Origin of the sequence: Lysobacter sp. K5869 (genome assembly GCF_018847975.1) — a bacterium.
Taxonomy (GTDB): domain Bacteria; phylum Pseudomonadota; class Gammaproteobacteria; order Xanthomonadales; family Xanthomonadaceae; genus Lysobacter.
Map to the genome: position 1 here is coordinate 4,299,670 of NZ_CP072597.1, position 22,981 is coordinate 4,322,650.

Annotated in this window: 24 protein-coding genes; 14 read left to right on the forward strand and 10 right to left on the reverse strand. The window is 69.1% G+C overall.

The annotated features are described in order from the left end of the window. Positions 1-100: 100 nt before the first annotated feature. Complete coding sequence (locus tag J5226_RS18040) at positions 101-502, reverse strand: CrcB family protein (protein ID WP_215835804.1); 402 nt, start codon at positions 500-502, stop codon at positions 101-103. A 226-nt stretch (positions 503-728) separates the two neighbouring features. Next, the gene (locus J5226_RS18045; protein WP_215840488.1) at positions 729-2,021 is read right to left on the reverse strand and encodes a replication-associated recombination protein A; all 1,293 of its coding nucleotides are present in this window, start codon (positions 2,019-2,021) and stop codon (positions 729-731) included. A 402-nt stretch (positions 2,022-2,423) separates the two neighbouring features. Between J5226_RS18045 and J5226_RS18050 the strand changes: the two genes are divergently transcribed. From J5226_RS18050 to J5226_RS18060, 3 genes are all read left to right on the forward strand, one after another. Beyond that, positions 2,424-2,948, forward strand: coding sequence for a glycosyl hydrolase 108 family protein (locus J5226_RS18050; RefSeq protein WP_215835805.1), 525 nt, complete (start codon positions 2,424-2,426; stop codon positions 2,946-2,948). A 153-nt stretch (positions 2,949-3,101) separates the two neighbouring features. Further along, positions 3,102-3,575: a GNAT family N-acetyltransferase gene (locus tag J5226_RS18055; protein WP_215835806.1), complete on the forward strand. Its 474-nt coding sequence runs from the start codon at positions 3,102-3,104 to the stop codon at positions 3,573-3,575. Positions 3,576-4,179: 604 nt separating this feature from the next. Continuing rightward, positions 4,180-4,566 carry a hypothetical protein gene (locus J5226_RS18060; protein ID WP_215835807.1) on the forward strand — a complete coding sequence of 129 codons (387 nt, stop codon included), beginning with the start codon at positions 4,180-4,182 and terminating at the stop codon, positions 4,564-4,566. Positions 4,567-4,637: 71 nt separating this feature from the next. Here J5226_RS18060 and lolA read toward each other — a convergent pair whose 3' ends face one another. Next, entirely contained in the window at positions 4,638-5,273 is a 636-nt protein-coding gene (gene lolA, locus J5226_RS18065; protein ID WP_255322844.1) for an outer membrane lipoprotein chaperone LolA, read from the reverse strand. Positions 5,274-5,439: 166 nt separating this feature from the next. Between lolA and J5226_RS18070 the strand changes: the two genes are divergently transcribed. Beyond that, positions 5,440-5,670 (forward strand): DUF6289 family protein, encoded by a 231-nt coding sequence (locus J5226_RS18070; RefSeq protein ID WP_215835809.1) that lies wholly within the window; start codon positions 5,440-5,442, stop codon positions 5,668-5,670. 99 nt (positions 5,671-5,769) lie between these two features. Here the strand turns inward: J5226_RS18070 and J5226_RS18075 are convergent, their stop codons facing one another. Both J5226_RS18075 and J5226_RS18080 read right to left on the reverse strand, forming a co-directional pair. Beyond that, positions 5,770-8,154: a DNA translocase FtsK gene (locus J5226_RS18075; protein ID WP_215835810.1), complete on the reverse strand. Its 2,385-nt coding sequence runs from the start codon at positions 8,152-8,154 to the stop codon at positions 5,770-5,772. Between the two features lie 282 nt (positions 8,155-8,436). Beyond that, a complete protein-coding gene (locus J5226_RS18080; protein WP_215835811.1) occupies positions 8,437-9,507 on the reverse strand; it encodes an alanine dehydrogenase in 1,071 nt (356 codons plus the stop codon). Between the two features lie 463 nt (positions 9,508-9,970). On the opposite strand from J5226_RS18080, the gene trxB reads away from it, so the two are divergent. The 5 genes from trxB (at position 9,971) to infA (ending at position 13,835) form a co-directional block, all read left to right on the forward strand. Beyond that, complete coding sequence (gene trxB / locus J5226_RS18085; RefSeq protein ID WP_215835812.1) at positions 9,971-10,924, forward strand: thioredoxin-disulfide reductase; 954 nt, start codon at positions 9,971-9,973, stop codon at positions 10,922-10,924. 105 nt (positions 10,925-11,029) lie between these two features. After that, positions 11,030-11,485, forward strand: a complete 456-nt coding sequence (locus J5226_RS18090; protein ID WP_255322845.1) for a GNAT family N-acetyltransferase — start codon at positions 11,030-11,032, stop codon at positions 11,483-11,485. A gap of 23 nt (positions 11,486-11,508) precedes the next feature. Next, positions 11,509-12,708 (forward strand): GNAT family N-acetyltransferase, encoded by a 1,200-nt coding sequence (locus tag J5226_RS18095; RefSeq protein ID WP_215840490.1) that lies wholly within the window; start codon positions 11,509-11,511, stop codon positions 12,706-12,708. After that, positions 12,705-13,472 (forward strand): leucyl/phenylalanyl-tRNA--protein transferase, encoded by a 768-nt coding sequence (gene aat / locus J5226_RS18100; protein WP_215835813.1) that lies wholly within the window; start codon positions 12,705-12,707, stop codon positions 13,470-13,472. The genes J5226_RS18095 and aat overlap by 4 nt, the downstream gene beginning before the upstream one ends. A gap of 144 nt (positions 13,473-13,616) precedes the next feature. Next, the gene (infA, locus tag J5226_RS18105) at positions 13,617-13,835 is read left to right on the forward strand and encodes a translation initiation factor IF-1 (RefSeq protein ID WP_031372296.1); all 219 of its coding nucleotides are present in this window, start codon (positions 13,617-13,619) and stop codon (positions 13,833-13,835) included. Between the two features lie 238 nt (positions 13,836-14,073). On the opposite strand, the gene J5226_RS18110 is transcribed toward infA, so the two are convergent. Together J5226_RS18110 and J5226_RS18115 are read right to left on the reverse strand one after the other, a co-directional pair. Next, positions 14,074-14,292: a hypothetical protein gene (locus J5226_RS18110; protein ID WP_215835814.1), complete on the reverse strand. Its 219-nt coding sequence runs from the start codon at positions 14,290-14,292 to the stop codon at positions 14,074-14,076. A 165-nt stretch (positions 14,293-14,457) separates the two neighbouring features. Beyond that, entirely contained in the window at positions 14,458-14,664 is a 207-nt protein-coding gene (locus J5226_RS18115) for a hypothetical protein (protein WP_215835815.1), read from the reverse strand. 717 nt (positions 14,665-15,381) lie between these two features. Here J5226_RS18115 and J5226_RS18120 point away from each other — a divergent pair. Next, positions 15,382-15,738 (forward strand): DUF6491 family protein, encoded by a 357-nt coding sequence (locus J5226_RS18120; RefSeq protein WP_215835816.1) that lies wholly within the window; start codon positions 15,382-15,384, stop codon positions 15,736-15,738. A 239-nt stretch (positions 15,739-15,977) separates the two neighbouring features. Here J5226_RS18120 and clpA read toward each other — a convergent pair whose 3' ends face one another. Beyond that, positions 15,978-18,260 (reverse strand): ATP-dependent Clp protease ATP-binding subunit ClpA, encoded by a 2,283-nt coding sequence (clpA, locus tag J5226_RS18125; protein ID WP_215835817.1) that lies wholly within the window; start codon positions 18,258-18,260, stop codon positions 15,978-15,980. 91 nt (positions 18,261-18,351) lie between these two features. Beyond that, entirely contained in the window at positions 18,352-18,672 is a 321-nt protein-coding gene (gene clpS, locus J5226_RS18130; RefSeq protein WP_215835818.1) for an ATP-dependent Clp protease adapter ClpS, read from the reverse strand. Between the two features lie 161 nt (positions 18,673-18,833). Between clpS and J5226_RS18135 the strand changes: the two genes are divergently transcribed. The 4 genes from J5226_RS18135 to hflD are packed head-to-tail and all read left to right on the forward strand — an operon-like array spanning position 18,834 to position 21,739. Beyond that, positions 18,834-19,490: a hypothetical protein gene (locus tag J5226_RS18135; protein WP_215835819.1), complete on the forward strand. Its 657-nt coding sequence runs from the start codon at positions 18,834-18,836 to the stop codon at positions 19,488-19,490. A gap of 1 nt (position 19,491) precedes the next feature. Then, positions 19,492-19,989: an NUDIX hydrolase gene (locus J5226_RS18140; RefSeq protein ID WP_255322846.1), complete on the forward strand. Its 498-nt coding sequence runs from the start codon at positions 19,492-19,494 to the stop codon at positions 19,987-19,989. A 5-nt stretch (positions 19,990-19,994) separates the two neighbouring features. Next, positions 19,995-21,131: a tRNA 2-thiouridine(34) synthase MnmA gene (gene mnmA, locus J5226_RS18145; RefSeq protein WP_215835821.1), complete on the forward strand. Its 1,137-nt coding sequence runs from the start codon at positions 19,995-19,997 to the stop codon at positions 21,129-21,131. Continuing rightward, a complete protein-coding gene (gene hflD / locus J5226_RS18150; protein WP_215835822.1) occupies positions 21,131-21,739 on the forward strand; it encodes a high frequency lysogenization protein HflD in 609 nt (202 codons plus the stop codon). Before mnmA ends, hflD begins: the two co-directional genes overlap by 1 nt. 540 nt (positions 21,740-22,279) lie before the next feature. Here the strand turns inward: hflD and J5226_RS18155 are convergent. Continuing rightward, entirely contained in the window at positions 22,280-22,837 is a 558-nt protein-coding gene (locus J5226_RS18155; protein WP_215835823.1) for a hypothetical protein, read from the reverse strand. Positions 22,838-22,981 lie beyond the last annotated feature (144 nt).

The following is a 22,981-nucleotide window of genomic DNA, read 5'->3' on the forward strand; positions in this document are numbered from 1 at the left end:
GCGAGCCGCGACTGCGGCAACGCAACCATTGCGTAGGTTTCGGCGTAGTTGCGTGGTCGCAGTCGCGGCTCGCGCCGCTCCTACAGGAAGCCCGCCCGGCTCACCCGCGAGTGGGCCAGATCCCCTGCCCCAGCTTCCACCCCAGCGCGATCGCCGCCAGTCCCAGCCCGACGTGCAGCAGCACGGTCAGCGCCAGCCATTCGTAGCGGGCCGCGCGCAGCATCGCCAGCAGGTCGACGCCAAAGGCCGAGAACGTGGTCAGCCCGCCGAGCACGCCGGTCAGCAGCACCGCGCGCCAGAAGTCGGCGTCCTGGCGCTGGCCGAGCCAGACCAGCAGCAGGCCGGCGCAGAAGCAGCCGGCCAGATTGACGGTGAGGGTCGACAGCGTCGGCCACGGCGCCGGCAGGCGCGGCAGCAGCAGGTTGGCGCCGTGGCGCAGCAAGGTGCCGAGGGCGCCGCCGAGGGCGACGGCGAGCAGTTGCAGCAAGGCGGCGCGGGTCATGCGGCGGAACCCAGGCAGCCGCGGCGTCGCTCGCGGCGGCGGCCTTTGCGGTCGCGGACACAGCCGGCGTTCGCGTGCGGGATTTCGGTACCGGCGCGCCCGCGCCGGATCACGACGACCGAAAAGCAAAGCGTCGCGGCCGAAGTCCCAGTCGTAAAAGCCGAAGCGCCGGCCCCAAGCGCGGGGCCGCCTTGCGCGGAAACCGAGTCCATCGCCGCTCCAACGCTCATTCCGCGTCCTCCGCACCGCCGCCCTCGCCGCGCGCCTGCGCGCGCTGCGCCCGCAACCGCTGTAGCTTCTCGCCGAGCTTGATCTCCAGCCCGCGCGCCACCGGTTCGTAATACACCCGCTCGCCCATCGCGTCGGGGAAGCCGGTCTGATCCAAGGCCACGCCGCCCTCGGCGTCGTGGTCGTATTGGTAATTCTTGGCGTAGCCGAGCTGCTTCATGAGCTGGGTCGGCGCGTTGCGCAGATGCAGCGGCACGTCCTGGGTCCCGTACTCGACCACGTCGCGCTTGGCCTGATTGAACGCGGCGTAGGCGGCGTTGGACTTGGCGGTGCTGGCCAGATAGATCACCACCTGGGCCAGAGCCAGATCGCCCTCGGGGCTGCCGAGGCGGTCGTAGGTCTCCCACGCGTCCACCGCCATCTGCAGCGCGCGCGGGTCGGCCAGACCGATGTCCTCCACCGCCATCCGGGTCAGCCGGCGCGCGAGGTAATGCGGATCGCAGCCGCCGTCGAGCATGCGCGCGAACCAGTACAGCGCCGAATCGGGATTGGAGCTGCGCACGGATTTGTGCAGCGCCGAGATCTGGTCGTAGAACTGCTCGCCGCCCTTGTCGAAGCGGCGGGTGCGGTCGGCCAGCACCTGCGCCAGCGTCGCGGGCGTGATCTCGCCGTCCTCGTCCTGAGCCAGTTCGGCGGCGATTTCCAGCAAGGTCAGCGCGCGGCGCACGTCGCCGTCGGCGGCGGTGGCGATTTGCAGCAGCAGTTCGTCGTCGGCGCGCACGCGCTGCGCGCCGAGGCCGCGTTCGTCGTCGTCGAGCGCGCGGCGCAGGGTCACCCGCACGTCCTCGGGCGAGACCGCTTCCATCACGTGCACGCGGCAGCGCGAGAGCAGCGCCGAGTTGAGCTCGAACGACGGGTTCTCGGTGGTCGCGCCGACGAAGATGATCGTGCCGCGCTCGATGTGCGGCAGGAACGCGTCCTGCTGGGTCTTGTTGAAGCGGTGCACCTCGTCGACGAACAGCACCGTGCGCCGGCCCTGCTCGAAGCGCTGCGCGGCCGCGGCCAGCACCTGACGCACTTCCGGCAAGCCCGACAGCACCGCGGAAATGGCCTTGAACTCGGCGTCGGCGTAATGCGCCAGCAGCAGCGACAAGGTGGTTTTGCCGCAGCCCGGCGGCCCCCACAGGATCATCGAATGGACCCGCCCGGATTCGACCGCGCGGCGCAGCGCCGAGCCCGGCGCCAGCAAGCGGCGCTGGCCGACCATCTCGTCGAGGGTGCGCGGGCGCATGCGCTCGGCCAGCGGGCGCAGCGCGGAGCCGGCCTCGCCCGCGGCGGAGTCGGTGTCGTCGGCGCCCCGCGCGGGGCTGAGCAAATCGCGGCCGGGTTCGGCCTGGGGGGCGGTGCGGCGGGCCAAAACGGAAAACGCTCGGGTGACGGAGGGACACGATAACAAGAACCGCCCCGGCGCGAGTCCGCGACGGCGGCGGCGCGGCGGCTGCGGCGGCAGCGGGCAAAGTCCGGCGCGGGCGCGGCATGCGCTGCCGGGCTGACGCGGCCGACGGGTTCGCTCGTTCGCACTTCCGGCCTCCCTGCCGCCACCGCGCTCCGCGCCAACCGCCCCCGCCCTCACAACCGCCCTCGCCCGGCGTTGGTACCGGCGCGGCGTTCCGCCCGCGCCAACGCTTCCGCCATGGCCGACTTCTCGCTGTACTTCCCGCAGCTGCTGATCTTCGAAGGCGGCTACGTCGACGACCCGGCCGATCCCGGCGGCGCGACCAACCGCGGCATCACCCTGGCCGTGTTCCAGGCCAACGCCCGCGCCCTGCTCGGCGTGGCGCCGACCTTGGACAACCTGCGCGCGCTGACCGAACCGCAGGCCGCCGCGCTGTACAAGGCGCTGTACTGGGACCGCATCGACGCCGACGCGATCGCGCTGCAGCCCTTGGCCGAGATCGTGTTCGATTTCTACGTCAACGCCGGCTTCCACGCGATCGTGCTGCTGCAGCGATTGCTCGGTCCGCCGCTGGCGAGCGACGGGCTGTTCGGGCCCGACACGCTCAAGGCGCTCGAGGAGGCGGATCAGGCCGCGCTGTACCTGCGTTACCGCCAAGGCCGGATCGATTACTACACCGAACTGGCGACGGCGCATCCGATCCTGCAACGCTTCCTCGCCGGTTGGTTGCGGCGCGCGGAGTGGTTTCCGGCGCAGGCTTGAACATCGCGTGTGCGGCCGCTGCGCGGCGCGTCGCCGCTCCGGCCGGCGACGCCGCGCCGCGCGGTTCCCGCCGCGGGTTCGGGCATCGCGCGCGATTGCCGCATCGCGGCGCGGCGCCGACAATGCGCGCAGTCCCCCGCTCACGCCGCACCGATGTCCGACGCGCCCCGCATCCGCCCGTCCCGCCCCGACGACCGCGCCGCCGCGCTCGCGCTGCTGGCGGAAACCTTCGCCGACACCTGGCGCCCGCAGCTCACGGCGCAAGCCATCGCCGCCTACCACGACAACCGCGTCGCCGAACGCTACATCGACGCGCAACTGCCGCAGTTGCTGATGGCCGAACTCGACGGCGCCGTGCTCGGCTTCGCCGGCCGCGACGGCGGCTTCGTCGATTCGCTGCACGTCGGCGCCCGCGGCCGCCGCCGCGGCATCGCACGCGCGCTGATGCGGGCGCTGGAGGATGCGATGCGCGCCGAAGGGCTGACGCAAGCGAGCTTGGAGACCGACACCTTCAACACCGGCAGCCAAGCCTTGTATCTGGCGCTCGGGTATCGCGAGGTGGCGCGGTATCCGGATGAGGAATGGAACAGCGGGTTGACCACGATTCGCTACGAAAAAACCCTCTAAGCGCGACCTGCCGCGCCGTCGCGACACGCGACGGCAGCAGCGGCGTAAGCCGCGACCGCGATCCTTCCGATCGCCACCGACCTCCGACTCCCCGCGCAAAAGCGGCGCAAGCCGATCGCGCCGCCTTCGTTCGCGCCGAATCGCTCGAAATGCACAAGGCGATACTTCGCCACAATCGCCATAACGCGCTCGCGGCTCGCACCGCCACTAAAATCGGCGCGCGCGATGTGCCGAAACATCATTCGCAGCACGCTGTCAAACCACTAGCGTCCGCCGTGCGCGCAAGAGAGGCCGGTGCATCCGATACGCCTGCTGCTTTGGACGTGTGCCCACGAACGTAGTGGCAGCACACGCGTTATGCCGAATTTCCAATCGGTTCCCGACACGCTCCCGAATCTTCCGCCGGCGTCCGTGTTCGTGCCCCGTTTCGCCCTGTACTCGCGCCGCGCCACGACGCAGCTTCGTCGCCGACCGGATCGCCGCGCCCCCTGTGCAACGGACGCGGCGAGACCCCAACCGACCCGCCGCGTCCGGTCCGCGCTGCGATGCGGACGCGACAGCCGCGCTGTCCGTCCGCGCAAGGTCATCACAAGGAGACGATCCCATGAAGCACACCCACGCCCTGCTGTCCGCCGCCCTGCTGTGCGTCGCCCAACTCGCCGCCGGTTCCGCGTCGGCCACCTGTTACGAACACCAAGGCACCGCCACCGGCGATGCCCGCTGGGTCGTCGGGCTCGACGGCGTCGGCGGCACCGCCGACGACGGCTCGCTGCAGATCGACAACGCCCTGATGCGCAACATCCGCCCGGCCGAATGCTCGGGCACTTACGGTTGCGACATCATCGCCTACCGCATCCAATGGTTCGGCGGCGGCTGGAGCGATTCGTTCATTCCCGGCCACAGCGATTTCCACAAGCGCGGCGACAACAGCTTGGTCAAGGGCTGGTCGATGCTCAACGACCACAGCTACAAGATCCTGTTCTGCAACTGAGCGCGAACACCGCCGAAAAAAAAGCGGGCCCGACGGGCCCGCTTTTCCGCGCAGAAGTCGACGCCCCGCGCTCAGCCTTCGCCGATCACATCCACGCCCTTGCCCGGCGCGTACTTGAACGTGTTCGCCGGGAAGCTCGGATTGCGCTTCAAGCCCGAGAAGCTGATCTCGGTCTTCTGGCCCAGCGCGTCGACGATCTCCATCTTGCTCAGGGCGCCGCCGCTGAAGCCCAGGCGCGCGCTGCGGAAGCTGGCGTCGCCCGGGTTCTTGGGAGTCAGCAGCAGCCAGTTCAGGCCGCCGTCGCCGCCGACTTCCTTGACCGCGAACATCGCATCGAGCTTGCTCGGGTCGATCAGCGCGGCCAGCGGGCTGTTCTGCTCCTCGGCGCCCTGCGCGCGCACGCTGACCTGCTGCAGCTCCGGCTCGTACACCCACACCTTCTTGCCGTCGGCGACGATCAGCTGCGGATAGGGCTTGGCGTATTCCCAGCGGAACAGCCGCGGCGCCGACAACGCGACCTGCCCGGTCGAGGATTCCTTGAGCTTGCCGTTGGAATCGTAGACCTGCTGGGCGAACTGGCCGTCCAGGCCCTTGAGGCCGCGGGTGAAGGCGTTGAGGTCGTCGCGCGCGCCGGCGCTGGCGGCACCGGCGAACAGGGTCGCCGACAGCGACAACGCGAGAGCGGCTTGGCGGACGAAACGGTTCACGGGGGCGACTCCTGGGTGAGAGGCTGGCAGTGTGCCGGGGCGAAACTGAACAGGCTCGCGACAGCGGAATATAGGTTCGCGCCACATTTTGCCATGCCGGCCGGCGCTACTTTCCCTGAGCCGCACCCGCAACGACGCCTTCCTTCCAGAACCCAACGGAGCCCGCATGCGCCTCAAGAACGTACTGACCGTCGCCGCGGTCGCCGCCGGCCTGCTGATCGCCGGGGCCAGCTTCGCCGACGCGCCGCCCTACGGCACCGAGCAATTCGAGGAATGGTTCGACGCCAACGGCCAGTTGGTCGGCTATGTGCATTGGACCTGCGACGGCCGCCGCGAAACCTGGGGCAGCCGCAGCGGCCGCCTCGAAGTCAGCCAGCGCGCCTGCCCGGAACCCTGAGCGTCGCGCGCCGCAGACGGCACGGGCCGGTCGCGCATCGCGGCCGGCCCGTTTTTCGTTCGATGGCGGCCAACGCGACGGCCGCCGCTTCGCGCCCCGCTACTTCGGCGGCGGCGGCGCCAGCACGCTGCGGTCGCCGTTGTGTTCCGGCGGCGTGACCACGCCGGCCGCTTCCATCGCCTCGATCAACCGCGCGGCGCGGTTGTAGCCGATCTTGAGCCGGCGCTGCACGCCGGAAATCGACGCGCGGCGGGTCTCGGTGACGATGCGCACGGCTTCGTCGTAGAGCGGATCGGACTCGTCGCCGCCCGAGCTGGGCGCTTCCGGCAGGCCGGTCGCGCCGACCACGGTGCCGTCGCCCATGGTCTGCATTTCGTCGAGCACGCCTTCGATGTAATCCGGGCCGCCGCCGATCTGCTTGAGGTGTTCGACCACGCGGTGCACTTCCTCGTCGGACACGAACGCGCCGTGCACGCGCTCGGGCATGGCCGTGCCGGGCGGCAGGTACAGCATGTCGCCGTGGCCGAGCAGCGTCTCCGCGCCGGACTGGTCGAGGATGGTGCGCGAGTCGATCTTGCTCGACACCTGGAACGCGATGCGGGTCGGGATGTTGGCCTTGATCAGGCCGGTGATCACGTCCACCGACGGACGCTGGGTCGCCAGGATCAGATGGATGCCGGCCGCGCGCGCCTTCTGCGCCAGCCGCGCGATCAGCTCTTCGACCTTCTTGCCGACGATCATCATCATGTCGGCGAATTCGTCGATGAAGATGACGATGAACGGCAGCGTCTCCAACGGACGCGGCACTTCGCCGAGTTCGGCGTTGGGCTTGAACAGCGGGTCCATCATCGGCTGCCCGGCGTCCTGCGCGTCCTTGACCTTCTTGTTGAAGCCGGCGAGGTTGCGTACGCCGACCATCGACATCAGCTTGTAGCGCCGCTCCATCTCGGCCACGCACCAGCGCAGGCCGTTGGCGGCTTCCTTCATGTCGGTGACCACCGGCGCGAGCAGATGCGGGATGCCCTCGTAGACCGAGAGTTCGAGCATCTTCGGGTCGATCATCAGCATCCGCAGGTCCTTCGCGGAGGCCTTGTAGAGCAGGCTCAGCACCATCGCGTTGACCGCGACCGACTTGCCCGAACCGGTGGTGCCGGCGACCAGCAGGTGCGGCATGCGCGCCAGATCGGCCACCGTCGGCCGGCCCGCGATGTCCTTGCCCAGCGCCAGGGTCAGCACGCTGCCGGACTTGTCGTATTCCTTCGAGCGCAGCAGCTCGGACAGGAAGATCATCTCGCGCGAGGTGTTCGGCGTTTCCAGGCCGATCACCGACTTGCCCGGGATCACGTCGACCACGCGCACCGACTTCACCGACAGGCCGCGGGCGATGTCCTTGTCGAGCGAGGAGATCTGGCTGACCTTGACGCCCGGCGCCGGTTCGATCTCGAAGCGGGTGATGACCGGGCCCGGGTAGGCGCCGACCACCTGCGCGTCGATGCGGAAATCCTTGAGCTTGAATTCGATCTGCCGCGACAGGGTTTCCAGCGTCTCTTCGCTGTAGCCCTTGGGCTGCGGCTTGGGATCGTCGAGCAGCGCCAGCGGCGGCACGCCGCTGCCGTCGGCGGTGTGGAACAGCGGAATCTGAGTCTCGCGCTTGGCGCGTTCGCTCTTCTCCACCACCGGCGCCGGCGGCGGTTCGATCTTGACCTTCTCGCGCTTGGCGCGCAGTTCGGTGTCGGCCTTGCGCGCTTCCTCGCGCTCCTCGCGCATGACCTGGGTCTGGCGCCATTCGGTCGCCTGCTGGCTGCCGCGGCGGAACAGCTTGCTCACGACCGGGCCGAGGGTCAGCACGCGCTGGCCGATCCAGTCCATCACCGCGAACCACGACACACCGGTGGCCAGAGTGAACGAGATCAGCAGCAGCGCGGCCAGGAACAGATTGCCGCCGACCGGGCCGAAGCCCGAATACAGCGAACGCCCGACCAGCTGGCCGAGGATGCCGCCGGCGCCGGCGGAGAAGTTCTCGACCGTGCCGGCGCGCAACTGCAGCAGGCCCGCGGACGAGACCAGGAAGCCGACGATGCCGACCAGGCGCAGCGCCGGGCCGAGATCGGCTTCGCCGTCGCCGTCGGTGTCCATGCCGAACAGCGCGATCCAAGCGATCGCGCCGAGCATGAAAGGCAGCAGGAAGGCGACATAGCCGCACAGGTACAGCAGCACGTCGGCGATCCAGGCGCCGACCCGGCCGCCGAGGTTGTGCAGCGGCGCGGTGACCGAGCCCGAATGCGACCAGCCCGGATCGCTCGGCGAGAACGTGAACAAACTCGCCAGCAGATACAGCAGCAGCGGCGCGATCACGATCAGCGAGATGTCGCGCATCAACCGCTGCCGCTTCGGCGACGGCGGCGACGACGCGGCGCCCGCGCGCGACTCGGCCTCGGCCGGAGCCTTGGCCTTCTTGCGACTGGCTGTGGGAGCGGACGCCACCGTGATGTGCTGCCTTAGGATGGTTTCGTTAGTGCTTGAATATACGGTAAAAGCGGGGAACGGGGAATGAGGGGGCGGGAATGAGGGGAATGGCGGGTTGCGGGGGGATCGGGGGCTTTCGGCGGCGGACGGGCGCAAATAAAAAGGCGGTGGGCGAACGGTAACACCCTACGGGCCCGCTCTTCCCACCGCCTCCCGGGGAATAAAGCCACGGCGCGGGCGCCCAAACCGGCGCCCCCGCCATTCCCTATTCCCCGCTTTCCCGCCTTGCCTGTTCCCGCCTTACAGCTTCATATCCTGCAACGCCGGATGCACGATCTTCCCGCCCTCGACGTTGATGCCGCGCACCAGCGCCGGGTTGTTGCGCCACTCGGCGCCGGCGGCGAGCTTGTTGACCCACGGCAGGATCGCCGCGCAGATCGCCTGCGACGAGGTCTGCGGCACCGCGCCGGGCATGTTGGTCACGCAGAAGTGGGTCACGCCCTCTTCCACGTAGGTCGGCTCCTTCCAGGTGGTCGGACGCGAGGTCTCGAAGCAGCCGCCCTGGTCGATGGCGATGTCGACCACGACGCTGCCGTCTTCCATCTCGCGCAGCATCTCGCGGGTCATCACGTGCGGGGCCTTGGCGCCGGTGATCAGCACCGCGCCGATGACCAGATCGGCCGAGGCGACTTCGCGCGCGACCACGTCGTGGTACGGGTACAGCGCGGTGACGTTGTTGCCCAGGCGCATCATCTCGTCCATGCGGTCCTGGCGCATTTCGAACACGGTCACGTTGGCGCCGGCCGCGGCGGCCAGCGCGGCGGACGCGCCGCCGGCCTTGCCCGCGCCGAACACCACGACCTTGCCGCGCTCGGTCGACGGCAGGCCGCCGAGCAGCTTGCCCTTGCCCGACATCGGCTGGTGCAGCAGATGGGTGCCGACCTGCACGCCGATCTTGCCGGCGATGACCGACATCGGCGCCAGCAGCGGCAGGTCGCCGTTGGGCAGCTCGACGGTCTCGAAGGCGACGCCGGTCAGGCCGATGTCGAGCAGGTGCTTGGTCAGCGCCGGCTCGGCGGCCAGATGCAGGTAGCAGAACAGCAGGTGGTCCTTGCGCAGGTGCTGCAGGTCGCCGGCGATCGGCTCCTTCACCTTGACGATCAGTTCGCCCTTTTCGTACAGGGCCGCCGCGTCCGGCGCGATCTTCACGCCCAGACGGGTGTAGTCGGCATCCTTGAAGCCGCTCTTGACGCCCGCGTCCTGCTCCAGCCAAACCTCGTGGCCGCGCTTGACCAGATCGCCCGCGGCGGCGGGGACGAGCGCGACGCGCCCTTCGAGAGTCTTGGTTTCCTTCGGTACGCCGATACGCATTGCTGTCTCCAGTGCGGCCCAGAAAAAACGCCGCATTCGCGGCGCGCCGAGCCAGGTTGTGTTTTTTGTGAGCGGTGTTGGTGGAACGTTCGGAACGTGGCGAATGGGTGACTGATCTTGCGTGGCGATGTGCGGCGGCGCACCATCCGCGACCGTTCGGAGCGCACCCGTGCAGCGCCTCCGTCCGGCGGGTCCGGCCCGCACACGCGGCTTTGTACTCCCACCGCCGCCGCAGCGCCAGCTTCGGTTTGGCGGTTCGCGCCGCGCGCCGCGCCGCGCAACGTTGCGTCCGCGCGCCATGCCTTGTTTTGCCGGGACGGCGCCTCCAAGCTATGCCCTGCTCCGGAATCTTCTACACGCCGGCGTATGGCCGGATCGACATCGGACCGGCCAAAACCGCGCGAACGTCGAACGGATTCCTTAACTGCGCGCAGCGCATTCCCTACAGCCCGCGATTATATACATGAGCCCAACCAAGCACTCCCGCGTCGTCATCCTCGGTTCCGGCCCCGCCGGCTGGACCGCCGCCGTCTACGCCGCCCGCGCCAACCTCAAGCCGCTGGTGATCACGGGCCTGCAGCAGGGCGGCCAGCTGATGACCACCACCGAAGTCGACAACTGGCCCGGCGACGCGCACGGCCTGATGGGCCCGGACCTGATGACGCGCATGCAAGCGCACGCCGAACGCTTCGACACCGAAGTGCAGTTCGACCACATCCACACCGCCGACCTGTCCAAGCGCCCGTTCCGGCTGATCGGCGACAGCGGCGAATACACCGCCGACGCGCTGATCATCGCCACCGGCGCCACCGCCAAGTACCTGGGCCTGCCCTCGGAAGACGAATACAAGGGCCGCGGCGTGTCCGCCTGCGCGACCTGCGACGGCTTCTTCTATAAGGACCAGGACGTGGCCGTGGTCGGCGGCGGCAACACCGCGGTCGAGGAAGCGCTGTACCTGTCCAACATCGCGCGCAAGGTCTACCTCGTGCATCGCCGCGACACCCTGCGCGCGGAGAAGATCATGCAGGACAAGCTGCAGGCCAAGATCCAGGCCGGCAAGATCGAGCCGGTGTGGCACCACACCGTCGACGAAGTGCTCGGCAACGACGCCGGCGTCACCGGCCTCAAGCTCAAGTCGGTGCAGGACGGCTCCAGCCGCGAACTGGCCATCCACGGCCTGTTCGTCGCCATCGGCCACACTCCGAACACCAGCTTGTTCGAGGGCCAGCTGGAGATGAAGAACGGCTACCTGACCATCCGCACCGGCCTGGACGGCAACGCCACCCAGACCTCGGTGGAAGGCGTGTTCGCCGCCGGCGACGTCGCCGACCAGGTCTACCGCCAGGCGATCACCTCGGCCGGCTTCGGCTGCATGGCCGCGCTGGACGCCGAGAAGTTCCTCGACAAGGACGCTTGATCGCGCGCTGGGCGCGCAAGGCCGGGCGGACCCACCGCTCGGCCGCCGTCCCCGCCGCGGCGATCGCGGCGGGACGTTAGGGCGACTGTCGGATCCTCCACTCTCATGGCCGCAACGATGCTGAGCTTCCGCGACGACGCCCTGTCCGATGCCGATTTCGCCGTCGTCCACGGTTTTCTCTCGCAGACCTACTGGGCCGCGGGCATTCCCGCGCAGACCTTGCGCCGCGCGCTCGACGGCTCGCTCTGCTATCGCGGCTACCTCGACGGCGAGCTCGTCGCCTTCGCCCGCGCGATCACCGACCAGGCGACCTTCGCTTATCTGGCCGACGTGTTCGTCGCGCCGGAACGGCGCGGCCACGGCTACGGCCGCGCGGTCGTGGAAGCGCTGATGGCCGACCCGCGCGTGCAAGGCCTGCGCCGCTGGCTGCTGGTCACCAGCGACATGCAGCCGCTGTACGCCAAGCTCGGCTTCACCGCCTTGCCCAAGCCCGAGCAGCACATGCAGAAGCACGATCCCGACGTGTACCTGCGCGCCGCCGGGATTTCGTCCGCGCCGTGAGCGCGACCGGCGACGCGTTCTCGATCCGCCTGCTGGGCGCGCTGGCCGAAGTCCCGGCCGCGCACTGGGACGCGCTGCACGACGGCGCCAACCCTTTCGTCGCCCACGCCTTCCTGCACGGGCTGGAAGCCAGCGGCTGCGTGCGCGCCGATTGGGGCTGGACGCCGCATCACCTCACGGTTTGGCGCGACGACGAACTGATCGCGGCGATGCCCGCGTACCTGAAGCAGAACTCGCACGGCGAGTTCGTGTTCGACCACGCCTGGGCGCGCGCCTACGACCAGCACGGCCTGGATTACTTCCCCAAGTGGCTGGCCGCGGTGCCCTACTCGCCCGTGACCGGCCCGCGCCTGCTCGCGCGCGAGCCCGAGCATCGGCGCCTGCTGCTGCGCGCGATGGCACAGCTGTGCGCGCGCCAGGCGCTGTCGTCGGCGCACGTCAATTTCCACCTCGAAGACGAGGACGCCGCCTTCGCCGCCGAAGGCGACGCCGACTGGCTGGCGCGCGTGGACGTGCAATACCACTGGCGCAATCCGCCCGACGCGCACGGCCATCGTTGGCGGGATTTCGATCAGTTCCTCGCCGCGTTCGACCATAAGCACCGCAAGAACATCCGTCAGGAGCGCGCCAAGGTCGCGCGCGCCGGCGTGCGTTTCCGCACGGTCGAAGGCGCGGATGCGAGCGAGGCGGATCTGGCGACGATGTACGGGTTTTATCGCAACACCTTCGACCAGTACGGCAACCACGCCGCGCTCACGCTGGAATTCCTGCAGCACCTCGCGCGCGCGATGCCGCGCGCGCTGGTGATGTTCTTCGCCGACTACGAGGGCGAACCGGTCGCCGGCGCGCTGTGCCTGCGCGGCGCCGACACGCTCTACGGCCGCTACTGGGGCGCGCGCGCCGAGTTGCCGGGGCTGCATTTCGAGACCTGCTACTACCAAGGCATCGAGTACTGCCTGCGCGAAGGCCTGCACGCGTTCGAGCCCGGCGCCCAGGGCGAGCACAAGATCGCGCGCGGCTTCCTGCCGACCGAAGTGCGCAGCCGCCACTGGATCGCCCATCCCTCGTTCCGCGACGCGCTGCGGCCGTGGTGCCGCGAAGAAGCGGCCTCGGTGCGGCGCTACGCGCAGACCTTGCGCGCGCATTCGCCGTTCAAGGCGGCCGCCTGCGACGACGGCGGTCACGGCGCCGCGGCGGCGGATTCGCCATCGTCGGACGCATGAACCGCCTGCCGTTCCTGCTGGCCAAAGACCCCGAGGCGCCGTTCCCGCCGGGCGACCGCGCCCTGGACGATCCCGACGGCCTGCTCGCGGTCGGCGGCGACCTCAGCCCGGCGCGCCTGCTCAACGCCTACCGCGCCGGCGTGTTCCCATGGCCGAGCGAGGGCTACCCGCTGCTGTGGTGGTGCCCGGACCCGCGCACGGTGTTCCGCACCGACGCCGTGCATCTGGCGTCCAGGTTCCGCCGCGACCTGCGCCGCAGCGGCTGGACCGTGCGCGCCGACACCGCGTTCGAAACCGTGATCGCCGCCTGCGCCGCGGCGCCGCGCCCGGGCCAGGACGGCACCTGGATCGTGCCGGAGATGATCGAGGCCTACACCCGCATGCACCGACTCGGGCACGCGCATTCGGTGGAAGTGTTCGACGGCGAGGCCTTGGTCGGCGGCATCTACGGCATCGCCATCGGCCGCATGTTTTACGGCGAAAGCATGTTCAGCGCGGTCTCCGGCGGCTCCAAGGCGGCGCTGGCGGCGCTGGCCCGGCGTCTGCACGGCTGGGGCCGGCCGCTGCTCGACGCCCAGGTCGAGAACCCGCACCTGCTGAGCCTGGGCGCGGTCTCGATGCCGCGGGCGCAATTCCTGGCCGAGGCCGCCGAACTGGCCGCCGCGCCGGGTTTCGAGCCCGGCCCGTGGACCGAACGCTTCGGCGAACGGCCCGCCGCGGAACTGGCCGAACCCTTGCCCGGCGCGGGTTCCGAGCCCGGCTGAGCCGCGTCCTGGCGCCCGCGAGCGGCCGCATTAACGGATTTTTTGCTCCTGAGCCGCTCCCGTGGCAAAATGCGCGGCTTCGCGGGCGCGCGACGCCCAACACCCGACTCCAGGACTCTGCGAGTCCACCTTCCTGGGAAGCACATGGCAAAAGACGACGTGATCGAATTCGAGGGCACGGTGGCGGAAACCCTTCCGAACACCATGTTCCGCGTGCGTCTCGAAAACGGGCACGAAATCATCGCCCATATCTCGGGTCGCATGCGCAAGAACTACATCCGCATCCTGACCGGCGACAAGGTCAAGGTCGAGATGACGCCCTACGATCTGACCAAGGGCCGCATCACCTACCGCATGAAGTGAGCGCGGTAACTGTTTGAAAAAAGGCGGCCATTGGCCGCCTTTTTTGTGGTTGCGCGATTGCGGCCTCGCCTGCTGGCCAACCCCCGCCCGACCCAACGCACGCTCGCGGAGGCCGGATTCGTCCCGGCCCCTCGCCGCCGTGCCTCTGCGCTTCCCTGCCGGGAGCGCCCCGGCCGACGTGCCGCGCTCGCGAATCGAACGCGGCCGCGCCGGACCGAACACGCCGCTCGGCCAGAAATCAGGTCGCTGCGTCGGACTTCAGCAAACAACCCGCCTTGAGCTGGCAGTAGAAATAAGGACCGTCGCAGTCTCCGGGATGCGGAACTTCCTGACAGCGCTGGTACTTATCGGTGCACTCCTGACAGGGATCGACCGGCGGCGTACCCGCGACCACGGCGGCCGAGAGCGAGAACACGAAGGCGGCCAGCGCCGAAAGCGCGATGCGGCGGTGTTTCATACGAACTCCTTTTCTTTCTTGCGGCGGTGAAGGGAAGCGCTCGAAGCCGAACTTACCGCCGATGATCGCGGCGGCGGCAACGGCCGGCGGCCGGGACGACGCCGGCGGCGTGCCGGCGCTCGCAGTTCCGCAGATGCGCGGCCAGACCGCCGCGGGCGTCGATCCTTACTCCAGCGGACAGCCCGCCCAGATCAGGCAATCGCTGAACGGCGATTCGCAGTCGCGGGTGCCGTCCCAGCCGCCGTTGTTCATGCACCACTGGTACTCGGCCCGGCACTGCTGGCACGGACCCAGCGGCGGCGCGGCCGAGGCGGCGACGGTGGCGGCGGAAAACACGAACGCGGCCAAGGCCGCCAGAGAACGCTTGCTCATCGAATCGGACTCCTCTTCCTGGTGAAGACGGCCGCGACGGCCGCCGCCCGCGATCCACGGGCCACTGGAACGTAGCAGCGACAGTCGGCCGTATTGGCGCGGGCTGGCAGAAACGACAGGACGCGCGCCGCCGCGCACGCCGCGCTTGCGACGCAGCGCGCGTTTCGCGCGGGTGCGGGCGCAAGGCGTTCCGCGATGCAGCACGCGCTCGCGGGCAGCGACCGGCGGCGGCGCGGCGAACGTGATCCAACACGAAAACATCGAAGGCGGATCCGAATCCTCGTGCGCGTCGCGCGCCTGCGCGCCGGCGCACCCGCCTGCGTACGCACGCGCCGGCAGGACGCGCGGCCGCGAGCGTGCGCATGTGCACGATGTCTCGCCGCATCGCCCCGCATCGCCCCGCATCGCATCGCTTAGACGCGGCGCGACCGACCTCGATGCGGCACATCGCGAAAAAATCGCCGGCGCGCCGCTGCAACCTTTTCGCACGCGAGCGCATCTACGCATCGAATCGAACGCAGCCCGCATCGCCATCGCGTCGCGCCTCCGCGCGGCGACGGCCTCGTGTTGCCGCGTCGCTCCCATCCAAGCCGCCCGCGACTAGGCCGGAGGTCACGCGTGACGAATGTCACCGCTACTTTCTTCAGATTTGTCCGCGCGCTGCCGTCGTTAGATTGCCCACACGCTCCGCCCTACCCCACGTCCGAGGATGCAAGCATGAAGCTGTTGTCCGCCATCGCCATCGCCATCGCCGCCGCGCTTACCGTTACCGCCGCGCCCGCGTTCGCCGCCGATCCGTTGCAAGACTGCGTCGAACTGAGCGCTCAGCACGTGGTGCGCCGCGCCGGCGACGGCGCCGTGGCGGTGCGCGACGGCGATCAGTACTACCGCGCCGAAATGCGCTACGGCTGCAACGACCTGGGCTATTCGGCCAAGCTCAAGATCTCGACCGACAAGCAGGAAAACCGGCTTTGCCCGCAGGGCTCCAAGTTGATCACGCAGCGCGATTACTGCGCGATTTCGCGGGTCGAAAAGATCGACGAACAAGCCTTCAAGCGTTACATCAAGCGCTGAGCCGTCGATCGCGGCGCCGTTCGCTCACGGCGTCCGCACTGGGCGGCCCGAACCGCGCCGCGCGCGTCCCCCGCGCGCGCGACGCAACGGTTTTCCGCTGTTCCGCATGCGGCCGGTCCGCATGCGGCTTCTTCGCGGCATCGTTCGCGAACCGATAAACGCAAGCAACCCAACCACGCGAACGAAAAAGGCGGCCCGAAGGCCGCCTTTTCGCCGTGCCGCGCGAGCGGCGCCGAGGATCACACCGTCGCCGGCAACAAACGCTCGGGTTCGGCCTGCGCATCGACCACCAGCTGATCGTCGCGCACATCGATGCTGACCCGGCCGCCGCCGACCAGCTTGCCGAACAGCAGTTCGTCGGCGAGCGGACGCTTGATCCGATCCTGGATCACCCGCGCCATCGGCCGCGCGCCCATCAGCGGGTCGAAGCCGTGCTGGGCCAGCCAGTCGCGCGCGGCCGGCGTGGCCGACAGCGACACGTTCTTCTCGTGCAACTGGGTTTCCAGCTCGATCAGGAACTTGTCCACCACGCGCAGGATGTGGTCGAAGCCCAGCGCCTGGAACTGCACCACCGCGTCGAGGCGGTTGCGGAATTCCGGCGAGAAGCTCTTGCGGATCACTTCCATCGCGTCGGTGGCGTGATCTTGCTTGGTGAAGCCGATCGAGCGCCGCGCCGCCTGCGCCGCGCCGGCGTTGGTGGTCATCACCACGATCACGTTCTTGAAGTTGGCCTCGCGTCCGTTGGTGTCGGTGAGCGTGCCGCGGTCCATCACCTGCAACAGGATGTTGAAGATGTCCGGGTGCGCCTTCTCGACTTCGTCCAGCAGCAGCACGCAGTGCGGGGTCTTGACGATCTTCTCGGTCAGCAAGCCGCCCTGGTCGAAGCCGACGTAGCCCGGAGGCGCGCCGATCAAACGACTGACCGAATGCGGCTCCATGTACTCGGACATGTCGAAACGCACCAGCTCGATGCCCAACTGCAGCGCGAGCTGCTTGGTCACCTCGGTCTTGCCCACGCCGGTCGGGCCGGCGAACAGGAAGTTGCCGATCGGCTTGTCCGGATTGCCCAGGCCCGAGCGCGCCAGCTTGATCGCCGAGGCCAGGGTCTCGATGGCCGGATCCTGGCCGAAGATCACCATCTTGAGGTTGCGTTCGAGATTGCGCAGCACGTCCTTGTCGCTGGCCGACACCTGCTTGGTCGGGATGCGCGCCATCTTGGCGACGATCATCTCGATCTCTTCGATGTCGATCAGGCTCTTGCGCACGCTCTCCGGCAGCAGGCGCTGGCGCGCGCCGGCCTCGTCGATGACGTCGATGGCCTTGTCCGGCAGCAGGCGGTCGCCGATGTGCTTGACCGACAGGTCGACCGCGGCCTGCAGCGCGTCGTCGGCGTAGGTGACGCCGTGGTGCGACTCGTACTTGGGCTTGAGCCCCTGCAGGATCTGATAGGTCTCGCCGACCGTGGGCTCGACGATGTCGATCTTCTGGAAGCGCCGCGCCAACGCGCGGTCCTTCTCGAAGATGCCGCGGTATTCCTGGAACGTGGTCGAGCCGATGCAGCGCAGCTCGCCGGAGGACAGCGCCGGCTTGATCAGGTTGCTGGCGTCCATGGTGCCGCCGCTGGCCGAACCGGCGCCGATGATGGTGTGGATCTCATCGACGAACAGGATCGACTCGGGCTGCTTCTTGAGCTGGGCCAGCACCGCCTTGAGGCGCTTCTCGAAATCGCCGCGGTACTTGGTGCCGGCGACCAGCGCGCCCAGGTCGAGGGCGAAGATGGTCGCGTTGCGCAGCACCTCGGGCACCTCGCCGTCGACGATGCGCTTGGCCAGGCCTTCGGCGATGGCGGTCTTGCCCACGCCGGCTTCGCCGACGTAGAGCGGGTTGTTCTTGCGCCGGCGGCACAGCACCTGGATGGTGCGCTCGACTTCGTCGGCGCGGCCGACCAGCGGGTCGATCTTGCCTTCGCGCGCGAGCTGGTTGAGGTTGCTGGCGAACTCGGCCAGCGCGTCGGACTTGCCCTCGCCGTCCATGCCTTCCGGCGGCTTGCTGGACTCTTCCTCGTGGTGGGCGTGGCCGTCCTCGCCGTTGTGCTTGACGATGCCGTGGGAGAGGTAGTTCACCACGTCCAGGCGGGCCACGTCCTGCTGGTTGAGGAAGTAGACCGCGTGCGAGTCCTTTTCGCCGAAGATCGCCACCAGCACGTTGGCGCCGGTGACTTCCTTCTTGCCCGAGGACTGGACGTGGTAGACCGCGCGTTGCAGCACGCGCTGGAAGCCCAGGGTGGGCTGGGTGTCGCGGTCGACGTCGTCGGGCAACACCTGGACCGAGGTCGCGATGGCCTGTTCCAGGTCGCTGCGCAAGCGCGCGAAGTCGACGCCGGTGGCCTTGAGGACGGCCTCGGCGGACGGGTTGTCGAGTAGTGCGAGCAGCAGGTGTTCGACCGTCATGTACTCGTGGCGCGCCTCGCGGGCGCGCTTGTAGCACTGGCCGATGCTGTATTCGAGATCCTTGCTGAACATGGGGCGGAGCCTCCAGGACGTATGCACGCTACGTGGGGGCGCTCGCCGGCTTTTCCATGCCCCGCCCCACAGGGGGTGCTTCAGCTCCCTTTTAGGCCTTTTCCATCGTGCACAGCAAGGGGTGCTGATGCATCCTTGAAAATTCGTTCACTTGCGCTACCTTCGATTCGGCGACTTCGCGCGTGAAGACGCCGCATACGCCGCGGCCGCGGGTATGCACGTGCAGCATGATCTGGGTGGCTTTTTCGACGTTCATCGGGAAAAAACGCATCAACACCTCGACGACGAAGTCCATCGGGGTGTAGTCGTCGTTGAGCAGCATGACGGAGTAAAGCGGAGGACGGGCCAACTCGGGTTTGCCGGTTTCCACCAGCACCCCGTGGCTATGTTCGTGATCGGTCTGTTTGGCCATGCTCGGATTATAGACCCCTGCCCCCGCCGGTCGCGGGAGACGTGAAGCGGCGGCGCGGCGTGGACGCGTGCACGGCCGCATTGCAAAATGCCGCAGCGCCGCCATCTGTAGCGGTGCCGTCGGTGCAGATTGCGCCGATGCCGAAGAATTCAAGGACCCGCATGCGCCTCGCTCCCGGCTTTCCGACCGGCTCCACGTTCCGTCTGGCCCGCACCGCGCTGCTGCTGAGCGCGCTCGCCGCCGCGCCCGCGTGGGCGGCCGACGCCGCGGCGGCCAAGACGGCGGCCAAGGTATCGGCCGACGCCGGTCCGGCGCTCGACGCCAAGCCGCCCGTCGAAGCCAAGCCGGCGGCCAAACCCGGTCGCGACGGCGACTCCGCCGGCGCCGCCCAGGCCGCCGTCTCCAAGAACGGCGATCCGCAGGTCCGCGCCCAGCTCGACGCGCTGGGTTACAAGTATCAGGTCGACGAGGACGGCGACTTCGTCCTCACCTTCGGCCTGGACGAAAAGCGCAGCCAGATGGCCTACGTGCTGTCGCGCACGCAGCGCTTCGGTTCGCTCAAGGTGCGCGAGATCTGGTCGCCGGCCTACCGCACCGCCGACGGCGGCGCGCTGCCGGCGCCGATCGCCAACCGCCTGCTCGAGGACGGCCAGCTGAGCAAGCTCGGCGGCTGGGTCAGCCAGGACGGGGTCGCGGTGTTCGTGGTCAAGATCGACGCGGACGCGCCGAACCACACCCTCGACGATGCGATCGACTACGCGGTGCGCGCGGCCGACCAGATGGAAGCCGAACTCACCCCCGGCCAGGACGATTTCTAACGTGAGCTACCGCGAAGGCCGTTTCTGGCAACCCGACGTGACCGTGGCCACCGTGGTGGTCGACGGCGGCCGCCTGTTGATGGTCGAGGAGACCGTCGGCGGGCGCCTCGTGCTCAATCAGCCGGCCGGGCATCTGGAGCCCGACGAGAGCCTGATCGAGGCCGCGCTGCGCGAGACGCTGGAGGAAACCGGCTGGCACGTGCGCCTGACCGCGTTCGTCGGCGCCTACCAGTGGAAGGCGCCGGTCGCCGCCGACGGCAGCGGCGGCCGCCATTACCTGCGTTTCGCCTTCGCCGCCGAGCCGGTCAGCCACGACCCGGCGCGCCCGCTCGACGAAGGCATCGTGCAGGCGCTGTGGATGACCCCGGCCGAGTTGCAGGCGCGCGGCGATCAGCACCGCAGCCCGCTGGTGTGGCGGGTCGCCGCCGACTACCTCGGCGGGCGCCGCCATTCGCTCGATCTGGTCCAGCATTTCGCGGACGCCGCCGCGCCGGTGTGACGGTCATGACGAGGTCGGCGGACACCATCGTGGGCATGTCGGGCGGGGTCGATTCGTCGGTCGCCGCGTTGCTGCTGCGCGATTCCGGGCAAGCCCTTTCGGGTTTGTTCATGCAGAACTGGGCCGACGACGGCAGCGGCGACTGCCGCGCCGAGGACGACCGCCGCGACGCGGTCGCGGTGTCCGGCCGGCTCGGCCTGCCGATCCACTTCCGCGATTTCTCCGGCGAGTACTGGGCCGGCGTGTTCGAGCACTTCGTCGCCGAGTACGCGGCGGGCCGCACGCCCAACCCGGACGTGCTCTGCAACCGCGAGATCAAGTTCAAGCATTTCCTCGACGCCGCGCGCGAGCTCGGCGCCGATTACATCGCCACCGGCCATTACGCCCGGGTCGATGCCGTGGACGGCCGCTTCCGCCTGCTCAAGGCGCTGGACCGGAGCAAGGATCAGAGCTATTTCCTGCACCAGCTCGGTCAGGCGCAACTGCGCGCGACCCGCTTCCCGCTGGGCGAACTGCTCAAGCGCGACGTGCGCGAGATGGCGCGCTCGGCGAACCTGCCGACCGCGGCCAAGAAGGATTCCACCGGCATCTGCTTCATCGGCGAGCGCGATTTCCGCGAATTCCTGTCGCGTTACCTGCCCGCGCGCGAAGGCGAGATCCGCACGCCCGACGGCCGCGCCGTCGGCCGCCATCCGGGCGTGTTCTATTTCACCCTGGGCCAGCGCGAAGGCCTCAACATCGGCGGCGTGCGCGGCTTCGAGCAGGCGCCGTGGTACGTGGTCGGCAAGGACGTCGCCGGCAACGTGCTGTACGTGGACCAGGGCAGCGACACGCCGTGGCTGCGCTCGCAGGCGCTGACCACCGAGACCGCGCACTGGATCGCCGGCAGCGCGCCGGCGCGCCGCTTCGCCTGCTCCGCGCAAACCCGTTACCGCCAACCCGACCAGTCGTGCGAGGTCGAGGTGGGCGATGACGGTACCCTGTCGGTGCGCTTCGCCGAACCGCAGCGCGCGGTGACGCCGGGCCAGTCGCTGGTGCTGTACGCCGGCGAGGAATGCCTCGGCGGCGCGGTGATCGCCGCCACCGACGCAGCAACGCCCGGCGCCGGCGCGACTTCTCCTTTTTCGACGACGAATCCGTAATGGCCGAACTTTCCGAACGTGTCCTCGCCCTCGCCGGCCTCGCCCAGGCCTTGGCCCAGGTGCGGCGCATCGCCGATACCGGCCAGGCCAACGCCAGCGTGCTGCAGACCGCGCTGGACTCGGTGTTCCGCATCGACGCCTCCTCGCCCTCGGCGGTGTACGGCGGCGCGGCGCAGCTGCGCCCGGGCCTGATGCTGGCGCAGGACTACTTCAGCAGCCGGATCAAGGACGAACACCTGCCGCGCCTGGGGCTGGCGGTGCTGCAACTGGAGCGGCGCTTCGTCCAGGACGCCGAGATGACCGAGAAGGTGCTGCGCGGCATCCGCGATCAGGCCGACAACGCCCAGCGCCTGGGCAGCAGCCACCCCGACGTGATCGCCGCGCTCGGCACGCTGTACGCCGACACCTTGAGCCACCTGCGCCCGCGCGTGCTGGTGCAGGGCAATCCGCATTACCTCGGCCAGCCCGGCGTGGTCGCCGAGGTGCGCGCGGTGCTGCTCTCGGCGGTGCGTTCGGCGGTGCTGTGGCGGCAGCTCGGGGGCAGCTATTGGGACTTCATTTTGCGCAAGCGGGCGATGGTGGATTCGATCGATTCGCGCTTGGATTGAGCGCGGGCGATGGGAGCGCGGTGGTCGCGCGGGGGTTCGCTTCGCCTGTGGCTTCGTGCTTTCGCCGGCGGTTGAGGTTTCGCGGTCGCAGCTTGCGCAGCTCCTACAGGAGCTCCATGCCGGAACGTAGCGACGGGCGCCCCCTGTAGGAGCGGCGCAAGCCGCGACCGCGCCAATGAAACGGCTGCGCCGATCCGAAGCTGAGCGACTCTGGACAGCCCCGCGGCTTCATGCTTTCGCCGGCGACTGCGGGTTTCGCGGTCGCAGCTTGCGCAGCTCCTACAGGAGCTCCATGCGGGAACGCGGCGGCGGGCGTCCCCTGTAGGAGCGGCGCGAGCCGCGACCGCGCCAGTTAAACGTTCGCGCCAGTTCGGAGCTTCGCGGCTTCGTGCTTTCGCCGGCGTCTGCGGTTTCGCGGTCGCAGCTTGCGCAGCTCCTACAGCAGCTCCATGCGGGAACGTGGCGGCGGGCGAGCCGCGGCCGCGCCAACGGGGCGGCCGGCGTCGGCCCGCAGACGCGCGCGCCTGCGGGCAACCCGCCTCACCACACCATCTTGTACTCGCACCCCACCATCGTCTTGCCCGGATGGCTGGTGATGGTGCTGACCGTCTGCGTGACCGTCGTGTCGATGCCGTCGCCCAGGGTTTCCCGGCTGATCTCGCGCACGCGGATGTGCCGGGCCAGCGGTTCGTCGCTGGCCTTGAGCTTGAGTTGCTTGGACAGCGCGTCGGCGACGTCGCCGTCGACCACGGCGAGCAGGCCTTCGCCGACCATCATCACCTGCTTGGTGGAGTGGCCGTAGACCGTGATCGCTTCGGGCATGTCGAAAATGGTCACAAAGGTGTTCGCGTCCTTGGCCTTGCGCCATCCGGCCAGCGCGGGCTGGGCCGGCTTGTCGTAGTACAGCGGCGTCAGCGCGTTGCCCACGCGCATGAATTCGTCGCGCTTGGCCTGGCAGGTCAGGACCTTGACCAGTTCGGCGCGCACCTGCGCGCCGTCGCGGTAGGGTTCGTCTTCGGCGGCGGCCGCGGCCAGCGGCGCGCCCAGGGCCAGCGCCAATGCGGCGGTCGCGGCGAAACGAAGCGGCGAAATATTCATGACTGGAAGTCCTTGTCTGTGTTTCGTTGAAGACGAGCGAAGGCGGGGCTACCCCCACCCTTCATGGTGTCGCACGCGCGACGCGGGCTTTCGATGCGTTGCGCGCGCGGCCGTGCGGAAAAGAAAACCCCGGCTCGCGCCGGG